Here is a 15345-nt window from a genome sequence, read left to right as displayed (position 1 = left end):
GTCCGCCGGTCCTTCACGGCGCTCCGCAGTCGCTCCCGGCGGCTCCCCCATCCCTCGCGCACGCACCCGACAGGAGAGTTCGTACTCACATGGCCACCCAGGTCCCTCCCCACTCCGGGTTCCGGGCCGAGCACGATCTGCTCGGCAACCGGGACGTCCACGCCGACGCCTACTACGGCATCCACACGCTCCGGGCCGTGGAGAACTTCCCCATCACCGGTACCCCGATCTCGTCCTACCCGGACCTCGTCACCGCCCTCGCCTGCGTCAAGCAGGCCGCGGCCCTCGCCAACCGTGAGCTCGGCCTGCTGGACGGCCCCAAGGCGGACGCCATCGTGACCGCCTGCGAGGAAATCCGGGCCGGGAAACTGCACGAAGAGTTCGTGGTCGACGTCATCCAGGGCGGTGCAGGCACCTCCACGAACATGAACGCCAACGAAGTCATCGCCAACCGTGCTCTGGAGCTCCTTGGCCACCACAAGGGCGAGTACACCCATCTCCACCCGCTGGAGGACGTCAACGCGGGACAGAGCACCAACGACGTCTATCCGACCGCCGTCAAGATCGCTCTCGATTTCGCCGCCCGACGGCTGCTGGATGCCATGGAAGTGCTGCGCGTCGCGTTCGCAGCGAAGGCGGACGAGTTCGCGGATGTTCTGAAGATGGGCCGTACGCAGTTGCAGGACGCGGTGCCCATGACCCTGGGCCAGGAGTTCGCGACGTACGCCGTCATGCTCGGCGAGGACCGCAAGCGCCTCTCGGAGGCACGCGAGCTGATCCACGAGATCAACCTCGGCGGCACGGCGATCGGCACCGGGCTCAATGCCCATCCCCGGTACGCGGCGCTGGCCACCCGGCACCTGCGGACGATCACCGGCCTGTCGCTGACGGTTGCCGACGACCTCGTCGAGGCCACCCAGGATGCCGGAGCGTTCGTCCAACTGTCCGGCGTGCTGAAGCGGATCGCGGTCAAGCTCTCCAAGACGTGCAACGACCTGCGACTGCTGTCCTGCGGACCACGCGCCGGCTTCGCCGAGATCAACCTGCCTCCGGTGCAAGCCGGTTCGAGCATCATGCCCGGCAAGGTGAACCCCGTCGTCCCCGAGGTGGTCAACCAGATCGCGTTCGAAGTCATCGGCAACGACATGGTGGTGACCATGGCCGCCGAGGCGGGCCAGCTCCAGCTGAACGCCTTCGAACCGATCATCGCCCACAGCCTGCTCCAGAGCCTGGCGCACCTACGAGCCGGCTGTCTGACCCTCGCCGAACGCTGCATCAGCGGCATCACCGCCAACCACGAGCACCTCGCCCACCTCGTCTCCCACTCCATCGGCCTGGCGACCGCCTTGAACCCCCACATCGGCTACGAGCAGGCCACCGCCGTCGCCCGAGAAGCCCTCAGCACGGGCCGCGGTGTCCATGAACTCGTCCTCGACAAGGGCCTGCTGACCACGGACGAACTCCAGCGCATCCTGCGGCCGGACAATCTCGCCCGCCCGCACACCCACGCAGCTGAAGCAGCAACACCCGACTGACCGTTTCGCGAACGTCCCGGGTCGCGGCCCGGCGGCGGACCGTGAAAGGCCGACACGGTCGCCGCCCTGCCATCGGGAACGGGCCGCGCTACGGGTCGGCGGCGCGGTGACAGTTCCCGGTGCCCACCGCGTTCCGTATCCGATCCTGATCTCAGTGCAGCGAGGGGGCCGACGACGAGGTCGCTCAGCCGGCAGCGCCGAACCACTTGGGCAGCCGGCTGAGCAGATCCTGCTGATCCTCACCGGCCCATGCCACGTGGCCGTCCGGCCGCAGCAGTACCGCGGGGACGTCCAGTTCCTCGCTGACGTCGACGACGTGGTCGACCCGGTCTGCCCAGCCCGCCACCGAAAGCCGGCCGGTCTGGTCGAGCAGCAGTCCGCGGCCACCGCGCATCAGCTCGTAGAGGCGACCCCGTTTCAGCGCCACGTCCCGCATCCGCCGGCCGAGCAGTTCATGACCCGCGCCGAAGTCGTAGCGGACCCCGATCGCAATGATCTTCTCGGTCAGGTACCGGTTCACGTCCTCGAAGTCCATCAGTTCCGACACCAGTCGGCGCACTGACCGGGGACCCGGCTCGGGCGACAGCAGCTCCATCTGCGCGCGGGTGTTCTCCAGCACGTCGGCGGCCACCGGGTGCCGTTCGGTGTGGTAGCTGTCCAGCAGCCCTTCCGGTGCCCAGCCGCCAACCTCGGCGGCCAGTTTCCAGCCGAGGTTGAACGCGTCCTGGATGCCGAGGTTGAGCCCCTGCCCACCGGTCGGCGGGTGGATGTGCGCCGCGTCGCCGGCCAGCAGGACCCGGCCGGTCCGGTAGCGCTCGGCCAGCCGGGTGGCGTCGCCGAAGCGGGACAGCCAGCGCGGGGAGTGCACGCCGAAATCGGTGCCGGCGAACACCCGCAGCTGTTGCTTGAAATCCTCGAGAGTCGGCGGGACCGAGCGGTCCTCGGCCACCCCCTCGGCGGGCACGACGACGCGGTACACCCCGTCGCCGAGGGGTCCGGCGCCGAACCGCAACTGGGTCTTTCGGACTTCGGCCACGACCGTGGCCACCGTCTCCGGCGGCACGGCCACCTCCATTTCGCCCAGCAGCGTCTCGACCCTGGTGGGCTCGCCGGGGAAGCCGACGCCGAGCAGCTTGCGCACCGTGCTGCGGCCGCCGTCGCAGCCGACGAGGTAGCGCGAGCGCAGCTGCGCGCCGTCGGCCAGCTCGACGGTCACCCCGTGGTCGTCCTGGCTCAGCCCCACCAGCTCGCAGCCACGTCGGATCTCGACGCCGAGCTCGGTGGCGTGCTCGGCGAGCAGGCGGTCGGTGGTGGTCTGCGGGATACCGAGGACGTAGGGATGCGTGGTGTCCAGCCGGTCGGGCGCGGGCTTGCTGATGGCGGCGAAGAAGCCGCCGACCGGGTACTGCCGGCCGTGCGCGAGGAACCGCTCGAGCAGACCGCGCTGGTCCATCACCTCGATGCTGCGCACGTGCAGGCCGAGCGCGCGGACGTAGCCAGTCGGCTCCGCCTCCTTCTCCAGCACGAGCGCTTGCACGCCGTGCAACCGCAACTCGCCGGCCAGCATCAACCCGGTCGGTCCGCCGCCGGCGATGATCACGTCAATCACAAAAGCCCCATTTCCCCAGGTCCTGGCTTCGGCCGACGATTCTGCGGTACGACGGGGGCCTTGCCGCAAGCCCCCCGCTGCGCTATACGTTGAGAGTGGCAAGGAGTGGGTGACCTCCTTGCCTTTGCTTTTTGCCGTCCGCCACGGATCCCACCAACGGACAACCTCCTCGCGAGCCGACGATGGCTGCGTACGGCGGCACGTCGGCCCAGGAGGGTCTACCTGGGCACACAGCTGAGGAACGATGAACTCACGACAGCACGGCTGTGGTGAGGTCCCGCAATCGGGGCGCTTGCTGGTGCGCCCGGGATGCACGGAGGGAGCCAGGGCGTCCTTCCACGCACCCCCGCAAGCCCCATGGGCGGCGACCGGTCCTGGTCGACAGCACACCCGATGTGGAATCGAGCGCGTTCGTCACCCTCCTGGGAACATCGGGCCGAGAGAATCAGCTCGGTGTGTGTCCGGCCGGCACTGCTTCCCCGGGCGCCGTCGGCCGGGGCGGCATGCCGTCGCCGAACGGCCGCCCACCCAGCGCCGCACGGTCGTGGGGCTCGAGCCAGCTCGACAGGTCCGGACCGACCGGCACGATCCCCGACGGATTGATGTCGCGGTGCACCCGGTAGTAGTGCTGTTTGATGTGTTCGAAGTCGACGGTGTCGCCGAAGCCGGGCGTCTGGAACAAGTCTCGCGCGTAAGCCCACAGCACCGGCATCTCCGACAACTTCTGCCGGTTGCACTTGAAGTGACCGTGATAGACCACATCGAAGCGCACCAGGGTCGTGAAGAGCCGCACATCCGCCTCGGTGATGGTGTCGCCCACAAGGTAGCGGCACCCTTCGAGCCGCTCCGCGAGCCAGTCCAGCCGGGCGAACAAGCGCTCGTACGCGTTGGCGTAGGACTCCTGCGACCCGGCGAACCCGGCCCGATACACCCCGTTGTTCACCTCCCTGTAGACGACCTCGTTCACTGCATCGATCTCCGACCGCAACGCGGGCGGGTAGAGCGCCGGAGCACCGTCGCGGTGATACGGCACCCACTGCAACGACATGTCGATCGTGATCTGCGGAACGTCGTTGGTCACGACCATGCCCGTCGGCACGTCGACGATCGCCGGCACAGTGATGCCACGGTCGTAGTCGGGGTCGCGGGCGAGGTACGCCTCCTGAAGCCGTTCGATACCGAGCACCGGGTCGCGATGGTCCGGATCAAGGTCGAACGTCCAGCTCCGCTCGTCATGCGTCGGTCCGGCGATGGCCATCGACAGGGCACTCTCCAGTCCCAGGAGGCGCCGCACGATCACCGCCCGGCTCGCCCATGGACAGGCACGACTGACCACCAAGCGGTAGCGTCCGGGCTCCACGGGAAAGCCATCGCGGCCGTCAGCGGTCACCCGGGAGGTGATGTAGCGACTGTCGCGCGTGTACTCCCCGCCAGGATTCACATAGCTCATCTCCGCACTCCCGCCGATCTCGATTCGAGAAGTCCGCAGGCCACGAACACGTACGTGCCGCGCCACATACGCCCGGAGGCAGCCGATGCCTCTTCGTCAACGCCTCGTGAGCGCGGCGGAGTCGGCAAGGACCCGACGGGCCGATCCCCGGGTCCGGATTGCGCCGCCGCGTGGTGCGACGCCGGGCACTGGCCGGAAGCGACGCCGGTGGGCACTGCGCGCGAACGGTCCGATACCGAAGGGCGCCGCCCTGTCCATCCCGCTCGCGCCGTCGCCCGGATCCCGGCCGACCGCTGTCGGGCGCGAGATCGCGCAGGCTTGCCCAGACGCTGCCCGTCATAGTCAGGACCACGGCACGAGGCCCCCGATCCGTGTGCCGCTCGATGCCATGCGGATCATGTCGGCCGCCTTCCCCCGCGAGTTTTCTGTCATGCGGATACCCGCGCGGCCACCCTATATGTACCGGTTTGCGGCTGCCTGTCGGCAGCCGAGCCGACTCCGCAGCATGGTCGAACACTCGGCATGTCGCCCTCCGTGTACGGAGCCTTTCGCCGGGTGCACGGTCACCGCCATTGCCGCGACAGCAGGGGTGGGACCTCCTCCGACCTGCATTTCCACTCCCGACTGCCCGGTTCTGCTCTACTCCCGAGCGCCTGCTCCACTCCCGAGCGCCGTGTTGATTCCCGACCGGAGCCCTGCAAGGAGCGCACCACCTCGACCGATGAGCTGAATCACCACAGGGTCGCCATCCTGGAAGGTGTGAAGTGCACAGGACCCTCGCTGAGCGAATGTCGTGCGCGGGCGACGTCCCTCTCTGGCCCGGCAACCGCGCGGGTCTGCGCAACGCAGGAGGCGACACCAATGAGGAGATGGCCGCGTCGACCGGGACTCGTCTCCACCCGCGGCCGACGACCTGCCCGCGTCCCGCCGGCCATTGTCAAGGAATCCGCCGTGACACGGCAGGCCGCTCGATCGGTCCCAGCCGGGACGAGACCCCGGCATCCTTCGCGAAACCCCTTGGGGAAGAACGATCATGAAGGCGGCCGCATACGAAGCACCGCGGTCCGTCACCGCCGTGAAGATCACCACCACCGACATCCGGGCCGCCGCCCTGCACTTGCCCTACCTCGACGAAGCCCCCTGTGCCTATGAGCACTTCGACATCCGACGCAGGCAGGTCCAAGTCACCCTTCACCCAAATCGCGCCGATTGAGCGCCAGCAGAGCCCAACAGAGGGAACGGTACAGCGATGACCGAGTACGAACGTGCGCGCACGATGCCCGCCCAACCCGAGCAAGTCTTCGACCAGGCCGCCAACGTCGGCCAGTTGGACGCGTGGCTGCCAACAGCACTGCACGTGCATGCAGCCGATCTGCCTGCCGTCACGGTGCACGAGGACCGCACAGGCGAGGACATCGCCGCGGTGCTGCGCAGTCGGCGCGAGGAGATGCGGCTTGAATGGGGCAACCAAGACCAGAGCGCCTACACCGGCTGGCTGCAGGTCGCCGACCTGGGCAGCGGAGCCAGCGAGGTAACGGTGCACCTGTCATTCCTCGACGACAGCCACGATCCAGGCGAGTCGGCCGTGAACAACGCCCTCGATGCGAGCCTCCAGCGTCTGGAGGAGCAGGTACGAATCCGTACGGACAACACGGCCGGCTGACAACCGTCCCGCTACGCCGGAAACGCAGTGCGGCCGTGGCGGTCAGGCAGTCCTCTCAGCTTCGGCACCCGGCCGGGCGGCGGTGCCTGCCTTCCGGCTGAACTGCGAGCAGGCGTCGGCCCGGGCTGCACGATGGAGGCAAGCATGGACACGCCAGTGGTTCGTCGAGTGTGGCCGGGACACCGCGATGGCCCGCATCGTGACGCACTCACAGACCTTGCACGGGCGGTTCTGGCTCGTGCCGGTACCGGCACGAGCCACCTGGACGGCAACACCCGTCCCGTGCACCGCGACCGCGCAGCCGCAGTACATCTCGCCCCGCGGGTCGGCACGAACGTCGCGCTGATGAATGCGCTGCTCAGGTAGACAGGGTCTCCAGTAGGTCGCCTGCCTTTGCGTCCGGCAGAGCTTGGGCAACATCCGCCAATGCCACCATTCCGACCAGGGTGTGGCCGTCGATCACCGGCAGCCGTCGCACCTTGTGTGAGGCCATGGTGCGCAAAATTTCCTGAGCATCGTCGTCGGCACCGATCGTGACCGCCTCTCCCTGCGCCAGGTCGCCCGCCTTGCAGCCGGCGGGGTCCTTGTCCGCGCCGAGGACCTTCACGACGATGTCGCGGTCGGTGATCATGCCCTTGAGCCTTTCGTCGGTGCCGCAGATGGGCAGTGCCCCGACTCCCAGCTCGGTCATCTTCTTCGAACGCTCTCCTGTGCACCGATGCATTCGGCGTCCGGGGTCATGATGTCGCGAGCAATCGTCATGGCCGCTCTCCTTCCCAGCAGCACGCGGTGGGCGCGGCTGCCCACCGGGCTCGGTGGTGCGTCTGCCCAGTGCGGCCACGCACATGCGACAAAGGGCACGATATTGCCTGCCGCCTATCGACCAGGCAGTGAGTTCCCCTTGATCACGGTCAACGCCCCGCGGCGGCCCGGCAGGAACGCGCTCCGCCTTCTCCGAAACAGTGCCGCGACGTGTCGGATGCGCGGGTGGGCACGGCGATCGCGGGTACCCGCCGCATAGGCAAACGCAGAAGGGAGAGGAGGCGATAACCATGCCCGGTAGCACCGACCAGGCCCCGCAGCGGCGCGATCAGGAATCCGTGAGCGAGCTGGTGGAGCAGGCATCGGAACAGTTCTCCCGGCTGATCCGGCAGGAGCTGCGACTGGCGCAGGCAGAGATGCGGCAGAAGGGCAAGCGGTTCGGGATCGGCTCCGGCCTGTTCGGCGGCGCGGGTGTCGCCGGGTTCCTCGCCCTGCAGGCTCTGGTCGCGACAGCGATCGCGGCCCTCGCCCTGGTCCTGCCCGTCTGGGCGTCCGCTCTCATCGTCACGGCAATCCTGCTGGCCATCACCGCGGCCCTCACCGCCACCGGCAAGAAGCAGATCAGCCACGGCACACCTCCCACACCCGAACAGGCCATCGACAACGTCAGAACCGATGCCGCCGAAATCACGGAAAGGATCACCACGCGATGACCGGCACTCCCCACGAAGACGCCACTCCCGAGACCCCGGAGGCTCTGAGCGAGCAGGCCCAGGCCACCCGGGAGAAGCTCGGTCAGACCCTGGAGGCCCTTGCCGAGAAGACGGACGTCAAGGCCCGAGTCCAGCACAAGGCCGACGACATCAAGAGCCAGGTGGAGCACGCCGCGGCCGAAGCCAAGGACAAGGCCGCTGAAGCAGCCCGCCTCCTGCACGACACCGCGCCCGAGCCGGTGCTCGCGGCGGCCGCCGCGGCACGTCGTAACCGAACCGTTCTACTCGCCGCCGGTACGGCTGCCCTGGCAGGGATAGTCCTCCTTCGGCGTGCCAGGAGGTGACGTCGATGAAAGCGTCAAAACTCGCCTACAAGCCGGTCGGCCTGCTGGCAGGGGCCATCAGCGGTGCGACGGCCGGCGCAGTGTTCAAGCAGGTCTGGAAGGCCGTCGGCCATGAGCAGGACGCGCCGGACGCCACCGACGAGGACCGCACCTGGAGGGAAGTGCTGCTCGCAGCGGCCCTGCAGGGCGCGATCTTCGCGGCGGTCAAGGCCGCCACCGACCGCGGCGGCGCCGTCGCCGTGCGCCGGCTCACCGGCACATGGCCCGGGTGAGTTCGCAAGCGTTGCGCGCGGGCCACCACACCTGAAACCACGCGCGGAGATGAAGCCTTCCACGCGAGTCACCCATCCGCCCGGCTCGCCTGTGCAGCGACACCGGGCGGCTTGCTGCCTCCACGCAAGGCCACAGCATGCCGACCAGCACCGCGCGCCCGCACACGCCGATGCGACCTCCGCTTGCCGATCAATGTGAGCGTGTGGAGCGAGGTCGAATGGAGCCGGTACGTCCCCGGTCCTGGGCATCAGTGGCGGACCGCCCCAGGCAAATTTCGGACGCCCCCGCGGCGAGCGAATCGCGGTCCTTCGTTCGGACCGTCGGGCGAGGTTGCTCACCGGCGATCAACGCGCCGGCGAAAAATCACTACCAGGGTGGCCGTGAAGGGCGGACACTCATCGCATGGCTGACATGGGGGCTTTCGGCGAGGCGGTCACCGCGTGGGCGGCCGGTGGCCCCGGCGACCCCGCGCGCGCACTGGCAGGACGACTGCCCGTCCGGGCAGCCGTCCTGCTCGAAGGTCCGAGCGACGTCGCAGCGGTCAGCGCGCTGGCCGCGAGGCGCGGCCGCGACCTGGCGGCCGAAGGAGTCTGCGTCCTGGCGATGGGCGGTGCCATGAGCGTGGGGCGCTTCGCGCATCTCCTAGGGCCACCCGGCCTGGGCCTCAGCCTCACGGGACTGTGCGACGAGGCGGAACGTCGCTACTACGCCCGCGCCTTGGAGCGAGCCGGCGCAGCACCTCAAGGGTTCTTCGTCTGCGCGGCGGATCTGGAGGACGAACTCATCCGCGCGCTGGGCGTGACACGGGTGGAGGAGCTCGTCCGGGCGGAGGGAGACCTGCGCGCCCTCCAGACCTTCCTGCGCCAGCCCGCGCAGCGGGGCCGCAGCTCACAGCAGCAGTTGCGCCGCTTCCTCGGCACGAAGAAGGGGCGCAAGATCCGCTACGGCCGCGTCCTCGTCGAGGCCCTCGACCCCGACCGCACACCCGCACCACTCGAAGGCCTGCTCACCAGTCTCTGACCACTGGCAACGTCAATCTCGGTGAGGGGTCCCCGGGGCTCAACCGTGCGAGGGGAAGAGCTCGAGAAGGCGTTGCCGCTGCCGAGTGCCCAAGCCTCCGATCCTGCGCTGCTCTGAAATGCCCAAATCCCTGAGCACCTGACCGGCCCTCACCCTCCCTATGCCCGGCAGGGCCTGCAGAAGGCTACGCACCGGCGTCCGAACGACAACCGGATCCTCACGCTCCATCACCTCCTCCAGCGAGAGGGCGCCGCCCTTGAGTTCGGCAAGAAGCGCGCTGCGCTCCTTGCGACGGACCGCGGCCTTCTCCAGAGCCATTGCTCGCTGGGACGGAGTGAGCTGGGGCAGAGCCATGCGATTCAACCCTTCGTATCTGCTGGATGGCACCTTCAACCGGCGCCTACCCGCTCCGCCCAAGAGCATTTGCCCGCCGCCGGCTCGCACGGATCCTTGGCCGGGACTTGCCACTCGCGCGGCGAGATCTCGCGAACCGTGCCGGAGCAAGCAGCGCCACCCAGAAGTCCTTGCCAGGGCGCACGGCCCTGGGCCGGCCCAACACCCGGTTCCGCCTGTGGGCCACAGGCGGCATCCCCGTGGTGGCCGTCGGCCCATGTCCGGATCAGCGATGCAGGCCGTTCTCGTTCGCCTGGCCGCAAGAGGAAGCCGGGACAGAATGGTCCTGGCCGGGAGAGTTCCCGATGGGACCGGAGGCGGCACGCACGCCGTGCCTTCGTCGACGGGCCTGGCCCCCTGAGTCACCGCGGCCTACCTCACGGCGACACCAACCCGGCCAAGTGCTGCCAGGGCCGGCCGTCCGCCCCTCGGTACATTGACAGGCGTCTGTCGACATGTTGCTATGAGGCGCTGCTCAGCTGGGCCTGCGCCGCGTCGTGTGCCACTTGCGCACCGGATCGACGGCCACTTGCCCGGGGGCGGCGCCCCCCAACCCGGAGCGAGGACCCATGCCGCAGCGCGTCGCGACCATCGTCGGCGGCGGGATCGGCGGCCTCGCGGCGGCCGTTGCCCTGCACCGCCGGGGCTGGCGCGTCGAGGTGTTGGAACGGGCCCCGGAGTTCACCGAGATCGGCGCCGGCATCTCCCTGTGGCCGAACGCGCTCCACGCACTCGAGGTGCTCGGCCTTGCCGACGCCGTCCGGGCGCGCGGTGCCGTCGAGGCCACAGGCGGCGTACGCAACCGCAGTGGCCGCTGGCTGTCCCGCACGGACAACGCGGAGCTGGCGCGCCGCTTCGGCCATCCCCTGGTGGTCCTCCACCGCGCGGACCTGCTGCGGACGCTCATCGAGGCGCTGCCGGGTGACAGTCTGCGGTCGGGCAGCGAGGTGTTCGCGGTCCGCGACGACGGCAACCGTCTGGTCGTCGACCACTGCAGGGGCGAGTCCCGGCCCGATCTCGTGGTCGGCGCCGACGGGCTGCGCAGTGCGGTCCGTCGCGCCCTGTGGCCCGACGCGACCGGTCCCCGCTACGCCGGTTACACCGCCTGGCGCACGGTCACCGAACCCCTCGCCGAACCGCCCGCCGAGGGGGCGGTGACCTGGGGCCGCGGAGCGCGGCTCGGCTACACGGCACTGCCGGGCGGGCGGATGTACTGCTTCGCGACCGCGTCGCTGCCGGCGGGAGCGGCCTCCGGCTCGTCCGAGTACGCCGAACTACTGCGCCGGTTCGGGTCCTGGCCGGATCCCATCCCCGCCCTGCTGGCCGCCGTCCCCGCGGACGCGGTGCTCCGGCACGACCTGTACGACCTGCCGCCGCTGCCCTCCTTCGTCCGCGGCCGGGTCGCACTGCTGGGCGACGCGGCCCATGCCATGACCCCCAATCTGGGCCAGGGCGCATGCCAGGCGCTGGAGGATGCGGTGACCCTCGCCCACTGCCTGGACGACACCCCGGACGTCGCCGCCGCGCTCCGCTCGTACGACCTGCTGCGCCGCCCGAGGACCCAGGCCATCACGCGCCGCTCCGCCCGGCTCGGCGCAGTCGGCCAGTTGTCGTGGCCGCCCGCGGTGCTGCTGCGCGACACGGCCGCCCGGCTGACGCCGACGCAGGCGACGCTGCGTTCCATGGCGCCTGTGCTCGGCTGGACCGCGCCCGGTGACCGGATGACCGCGACGGAGAGCGAGAGCCACTGATGCCGGACTGGACGTATCACCCGCTGCGCGGCTCGGCCGCTGCCGTCCTCGGCCGACGCCGTTCACAGCGAACAGCACTGCGGCTGCTGGCCTCGATCGGCTCCCGCCCCGCCGGTGCGCGGTTGATCGCCCGGGGGTTCGGCCACCGCCATCCGCCGCAGCGGCTCGCCGGCGAGATCGCCGGCATACCCGTGAACGCCCGCCTCGGGATATCCGTCCCACCCTCGCTCGCCCGCGAAGCGGTACGCGCCATGCCCCCACTCGGGGCTGGTGTCGTCGAGGTGGCGCCCGTCTCGGCGGCCGACGCGGAGACGGTACGCGAGGCCGCTGCCGGCCGCTCGATCCCGCTGGTGGTCCGCGCCGGCGACCCGGAGGCCGAGGCCGCCCTCAAGCCTCATGTCGACGGGTTCACCAGCAGCGACGACCCGCATCTCAGCCATGTGTCCGATCCGTCGGTCACCGCTGCGGCCGCTGTGCTCGAGGATCCGGACGCCGTTGTGCTCGCCCGGCCGGCGGTGCTCGTCGCGGCCGGACCCGGCTGGTTCTCACGGGTCATCGAGGCGGCCACGCCCACCGCGCCCGCTCCGGTGCTACGGGACGTCGGCCGCCGTCCCCACCACTGGCCCGCCTGGTGGTGGGCGCTGCTCGTCGGGCTGGGTATGACGGGTGCCGGACTCGGCGCCGCGGCGATCACCCTCGGACCTGTGCTGCTCTGGTACGACCGCGACTACCTCGGGATGACGCTGAACGAACTGCATGCCGCCAACCATCACCTCGTGCACTTCCTCCAGCACGACCGGATCACCATGGCCGGCACGATGGTATCGATCGGTGCCCTCTACACCGGCCTCGCCGTGGGCGGGATCAGACGGGGCTGGCCCTGGGCCCGCGAGGTGTATCTGCTCTCGGGGGCGATCGGCTTCCCCACCTTGTTCTACTTCCTGGCCACCGGCTTCGTGGAACCTCTGCACACGGCCACCGCCATCGTGCTGTTCCCGATGTTCGTGGCCGGGGTCCGTCGGACCCCGCACGCACCGCGGTGGCGCCTGGCGCCCGAGGGGCCGGAACCGGAGCGCCGACGGGCGCTGGTCGGCCAGCTACTGCTGATCGTCACGGGAGCGGGTCTGTTCGTCGGCGGGGCGGTGATCTCGGTGGTCGGTCTGACCGGAGTCTTCGTGCCGACCGACCTGGCCTTTCTGGGCACCAGCACGCAGACGCTGGAAACCGTGAATCCCCGGCTCGTGCCGTTCGTCGCCCACGACCGCGCGGGGTTCGGCGGCGCCCTGATGGCCGCCGCGGTGGCGATCGTTCTGCTCAGCGCGTGGGGCTGGCGGCGGGGTGAAGCCTGGGTGTTCTGGACCCTGGCCGCGGCGGCGGCCGCCGGCTTCCTGCCGGCTGTCGTGGTGCACGGCGCAATCCACTACACGGACTTCTTCCACCTCGCGCCGGTCTACTTGGGCATCGTCATGGCCGGCACCGGCCTGCTGCTCGCGCGTCCGTACCTCTGCGCCAGGCCGTCGGCGAGACCGAAGGACTGACGGGCGGGCCGGTGTACGCGGTTGGCCTGCAACCGGGCCATCAGCGCACTGGATGTCTCGTGTCCGCGCGGCGAGTACGGGGATCCGCCGGACGGCAACATCGTGGGATGCCTCGCGGTGACCGCTGTGAAGTACGGAGTACCCGTGCTCCCCGTACAGTCGCGCACAGCGGCCGAGTACCGCCCTGGGCACGGAAATCGACACGCTCGTCATGCGCAAGGACGGCTCGGACGACTGATCTGCGTTCCCGTACCCGCCCTCGAGGGCCAGGACAGGGACGGAAGGCCGATCTTCGAGGTCGCTGACAACGGCGACTTCCAGCGTGTGGGCATTACCGTGGGCGACAACGGCCTTGGGAACGGAGCAAACCACGGACAGGTGCAGGGCGGCGGTGGGATCTTCGGGGACGAAGTCCCCGAAGCCGTCGGAGCGCAGTGGACCGACCATGTACTCGCCTTCGACGGTGATGTGGACCGGGTGCGGTGGTGTGCCGTGGTCGTCGCGTTCCCAGTAAAGGTGGTCGCAGCCCCAGCACACCCACTTCGTTGTCCCGTGACGCTCGTCCCGGTAGTGCACCGCCCATGACGGCCCGAGCTGCCTGGCCAGTCGCTGGGCAGTCGACAGGCCCTGTTCGACGTGCTTGCGCAGGTCCGGGCGGGAGACGAACCCTCCTGGCGGGCGGGACAGTGACCACGAGCGCAGCACGCCAGCCAGATCTTCAGGCAGGCCGAGACCGGAAACGGGCTCGTCACCGGCATGCACGCATGGGCAGACAGGATCGACACCACAATGAACCTGGACGTCCGGGACCGGGAGGACGGCAAGTACGACGCCGAGTGGCAGCGGCTCTTCTGCGAGGGATTGGACCTGTCCAGACAGGTTGCACACGAACTCGGCCCCGCCCGCACAGTGACCTACAAGGGCCTGGCACATGGTGGTCCGGCCGCGATGACGTCAGTCACCTGGCGAGGCGACCACAAGGTGTAGACCCGAGTTGAACGTGGCCGGTGGAGCGGGCAGGACCGCCGCCACCCATCGGCCCTGCTCAGATCCGACCACGGGCCAACTTGGTCAGGGGGCCGGTCTGCGGCTTGGCGGTGACCCTGCCCAGGGCGAAGGCCGCGCCCACCACGCCGACGGTGCCCGCCGCAGCGCCCGCGACGATGCCCTTCCGGTGCTTCATGACCGTCCACGCGGCTGTGGCTGCTGTGGCTGTCCTGGCCGCAGTGGCCACAACGGCCTGCTGCCCGCTCTGCAGACCACTGGCGGCTGCTCGCCCGACGAGCTTTGTCGCATCGCCCGCTGCTCGCGCGCCCGTCGCCACCGTCTTCTCGGCGTCCTCGGCAGCGGACTTCGCCTTCGTCGCTTCGGTGTGCGCGCTCTTTTCGGCCCGCTTTCCAGCTGCCGCCGTCTTTTTCGCGGCAGCGCTCCCGGCCCGCTTCACTGTCCCTTGCCGCTTCGCGGGCGCTGCCCCCGAATCGGCCTTCGACATCTCAGCAGAGCTGGTGGTCTTCTTGTCAGCGCTTTCAGTAGTCATGTCATTCGCCTTGCCCCTCAACCCATTTCGAAACTCCGGAGTTTGCTTCATGTCCCGGGGTGCTTCATGTCCCGCTACGGGGCAGCAACGAACCGAGAGGCCCAAGGTCCAGATTCAGATCGTCCGGTGTCAGGTCGTAACGCTCACACAGCTCAGCCATGCGCTCCTGGAGAATCATCAGCGTCATTCCGATGCGCTCCTCCTGGTCCTCGCTGAGGTCCCCCTGGTCGACCCGGTGAAGGGCGGTGCGCTCCATCAGCTGCCGCAACAGCTCCACAATGGTGAGAACGAGTTTCATGAGGTCTCGCTCCACCGATTCGGGGTCCGTCTCCAGCCGCTGGGCAATGGCACTCCCGGCATCAGCGGGATCGGCGGGCAGCACGCCGAAAGCACGTGCCGCGGTCTGCGCCACGTCTGCTGCGGATCCTGAACCCTGTCGGTCGTGCATGAGGGGTGCGGATTTACCCGGCACGTGGAACCTCCTTGGATATGGCCTGGGCACCCCGTGTTGCACAGCCTTCGTACGTCACCAGGGGGCCGGTTCATCGGATGTGACAGACCGGATGACGGCTCGGAGATTTATGTGCACCAGATCGACGTCGGCGATGGACAGCACAAGGTCCCCGGTGAGCACCGCTCCCCCGTTGAGCAGGCGATCCAGCAGGTCGATGAGCGCTACCGGCGGGCCCGCAGGGGCTCCGTCCCCCCATGATTGTGTCTGCGCGACGGCGGACCCCGTTCCGCAGGGTTCTGCTTT

General features: G+C 69.3%; 17 protein-coding genes and 1 pseudogene. 11 read left to right on the top strand and 7 right to left on the bottom strand.

Features of this window, described 5'->3' with window-relative positions:
- Positions 1 to 89: 89 nt before the first annotated feature.
- Positions 90 to 1535 (top strand): aspartate ammonia-lyase, encoded by a 1446-nt coding sequence (aspA, locus tag AC068D_RS18350; RefSeq protein ID WP_478824053.1) that lies wholly within the window; start codon positions 90 to 92, stop codon positions 1533 to 1535.
- Positions 1536 to 1719: 184 nt separating this feature from the next.
- On the opposite strand, the gene rox is transcribed toward aspA, so the two are convergent.
- Positions 1720 to 3144, bottom strand: a complete 1425-nt coding sequence (gene rox / locus AC068D_RS18345; protein ID WP_478824052.1) for a rifampin monooxygenase — start codon at positions 3142 to 3144, stop codon at positions 1720 to 1722.
- A gap of 445 nt (positions 3145 to 3589) precedes the next feature.
- Positions 3590 to 4594: a glutathione S-transferase family protein gene (locus tag AC068D_RS18340; RefSeq protein WP_478824051.1), complete on the bottom strand. Its 1005-nt coding sequence runs from the start codon at positions 4592 to 4594 to the stop codon at positions 3590 to 3592.
- A gap of 1033 nt (positions 4595 to 5627) precedes the next feature.
- On the opposite strand from AC068D_RS18340, the gene AC068D_RS18335 reads away from it, so the two are divergent.
- Both AC068D_RS18335 and AC068D_RS18330 read left to right on the top strand, forming a co-directional pair.
- On the top strand, positions 5628 to 5807 hold the full coding sequence (locus AC068D_RS18335; protein WP_478824050.1) for a hypothetical protein: 180 nt from the start codon (positions 5628 to 5630) through the stop codon (positions 5805 to 5807).
- A 36-nt stretch (positions 5808 to 5843) separates the two neighbouring features.
- Positions 5844 to 6257, top strand: a complete 414-nt coding sequence (locus AC068D_RS18330; RefSeq protein WP_478824049.1) for an SRPBCC family protein — start codon at positions 5844 to 5846, stop codon at positions 6255 to 6257.
- Between the two features lie 358 nt (positions 6258 to 6615).
- On the opposite strand, the pseudogene AC068D_RS18325 reads toward AC068D_RS18330, so the two are convergent.
- Positions 6616 to 7019: pseudogene (locus tag AC068D_RS18325) on the bottom strand (CBS domain-containing protein).
- Between the two features lie 290 nt (positions 7020 to 7309).
- Between AC068D_RS18325 and AC068D_RS18320 the strand changes: the two are divergent.
- The 4 genes from AC068D_RS18320 to AC068D_RS18305 all read left to right on the top strand — a co-directional run bounded on the left by AC068D_RS18320 (position 7310) and on the right by AC068D_RS18305 (position 9369).
- Positions 7310 to 7732 carry a phage holin family protein gene (locus tag AC068D_RS18320; protein ID WP_478824048.1) on the top strand — a complete coding sequence of 141 codons (423 nt, stop codon included), beginning with the start codon at positions 7310 to 7312 and terminating at the stop codon, positions 7730 to 7732.
- Positions 7729 to 8076 carry a DUF3618 domain-containing protein gene (locus tag AC068D_RS18315; RefSeq protein ID WP_478824047.1) on the top strand — a complete coding sequence of 116 codons (348 nt, stop codon included), beginning with the start codon at positions 7729 to 7731 and terminating at the stop codon, positions 8074 to 8076. The genes AC068D_RS18320 and AC068D_RS18315 overlap by 4 nt, the downstream gene beginning before the upstream one ends.
- 5 nt (positions 8077 to 8081) lie before the next feature.
- Positions 8082 to 8348, top strand: a complete 267-nt coding sequence (locus AC068D_RS18310) for a DUF4235 domain-containing protein (protein WP_478824046.1) — start codon at positions 8082 to 8084, stop codon at positions 8346 to 8348.
- Between the two features lie 403 nt (positions 8349 to 8751).
- A complete protein-coding gene (locus AC068D_RS18305) occupies positions 8752 to 9369 on the top strand; it encodes a TOPRIM nucleotidyl transferase/hydrolase domain-containing protein (protein ID WP_478824045.1) in 618 nt (205 codons plus the stop codon).
- 39 nt (positions 9370 to 9408) lie between these two features.
- On the opposite strand, the gene mihF is transcribed toward AC068D_RS18305, so the two are convergent.
- Positions 9409 to 9723, bottom strand: a complete 315-nt coding sequence (mihF, locus tag AC068D_RS18300; protein ID WP_478824044.1) for an integration host factor, actinobacterial type — start codon at positions 9721 to 9723, stop codon at positions 9409 to 9411.
- 608 nt (positions 9724 to 10331) lie between these two features.
- Between mihF and AC068D_RS18295 the strand changes: the two genes are divergently transcribed.
- The 3 genes from AC068D_RS18295 (at position 10332) to AC068D_RS18285 (ending at position 14038) form a co-directional block, all read left to right on the top strand.
- Positions 10332 to 11513 (top strand): FAD-dependent monooxygenase, encoded by a 1182-nt coding sequence (locus tag AC068D_RS18295; protein ID WP_478824043.1) that lies wholly within the window; start codon positions 10332 to 10334, stop codon positions 11511 to 11513.
- Entirely contained in the window at positions 11513 to 13051 is a 1539-nt protein-coding gene (locus tag AC068D_RS18290) for a hypothetical protein (protein WP_478824042.1), read from the top strand. The genes AC068D_RS18295 and AC068D_RS18290 overlap by 1 nt, the downstream gene beginning before the upstream one ends.
- A gap of 789 nt (positions 13052 to 13840) precedes the next feature.
- Positions 13841 to 14038 (top strand): hypothetical protein, encoded by a 198-nt coding sequence (locus AC068D_RS18285; protein WP_478824041.1) that lies wholly within the window; start codon positions 13841 to 13843, stop codon positions 14036 to 14038.
- Between the two features lie 58 nt (positions 14039 to 14096).
- On the opposite strand, the gene AC068D_RS18280 is transcribed toward AC068D_RS18285, so the two are convergent.
- From AC068D_RS18280 to gvpJ, 3 genes are all read right to left on the bottom strand, one after another.
- Positions 14097 to 14588 carry a hypothetical protein gene (locus tag AC068D_RS18280; RefSeq protein WP_478824040.1) on the bottom strand — a complete coding sequence of 164 codons (492 nt, stop codon included), beginning with the start codon at positions 14586 to 14588 and terminating at the stop codon, positions 14097 to 14099.
- A gap of 64 nt (positions 14589 to 14652) precedes the next feature.
- Positions 14653 to 15036: a gas vesicle protein K gene (locus AC068D_RS18275; protein ID WP_478824039.1), complete on the bottom strand. Its 384-nt coding sequence runs from the start codon at positions 15034 to 15036 to the stop codon at positions 14653 to 14655.
- Between the two features lie 78 nt (positions 15037 to 15114).
- The gene (gvpJ, locus tag AC068D_RS18270; RefSeq protein WP_478824221.1) at positions 15115 to 15222 is read right to left on the bottom strand and encodes a gas vesicle protein GvpJ; all 108 of its coding nucleotides are present in this window, start codon (positions 15220 to 15222) and stop codon (positions 15115 to 15117) included.
- Here gvpJ and AC068D_RS18265 point away from each other — a divergent pair.
- On the top strand, positions 15172 to 15300 hold the full coding sequence (locus tag AC068D_RS18265) for a hypothetical protein (RefSeq protein WP_478824236.1): 129 nt from the start codon (positions 15172 to 15174) through the stop codon (positions 15298 to 15300). The two genes, gvpJ and AC068D_RS18265, sit on opposite strands and share 51 nt — an antisense overlap.
- Positions 15301 to 15345 lie beyond the last annotated feature (45 nt).

The organism is Streptomyces sp. NPDC043861 (assembly GCF_056435905.1).
This window is presented reverse-complemented; position numbering and strand designations above follow the sequence as displayed.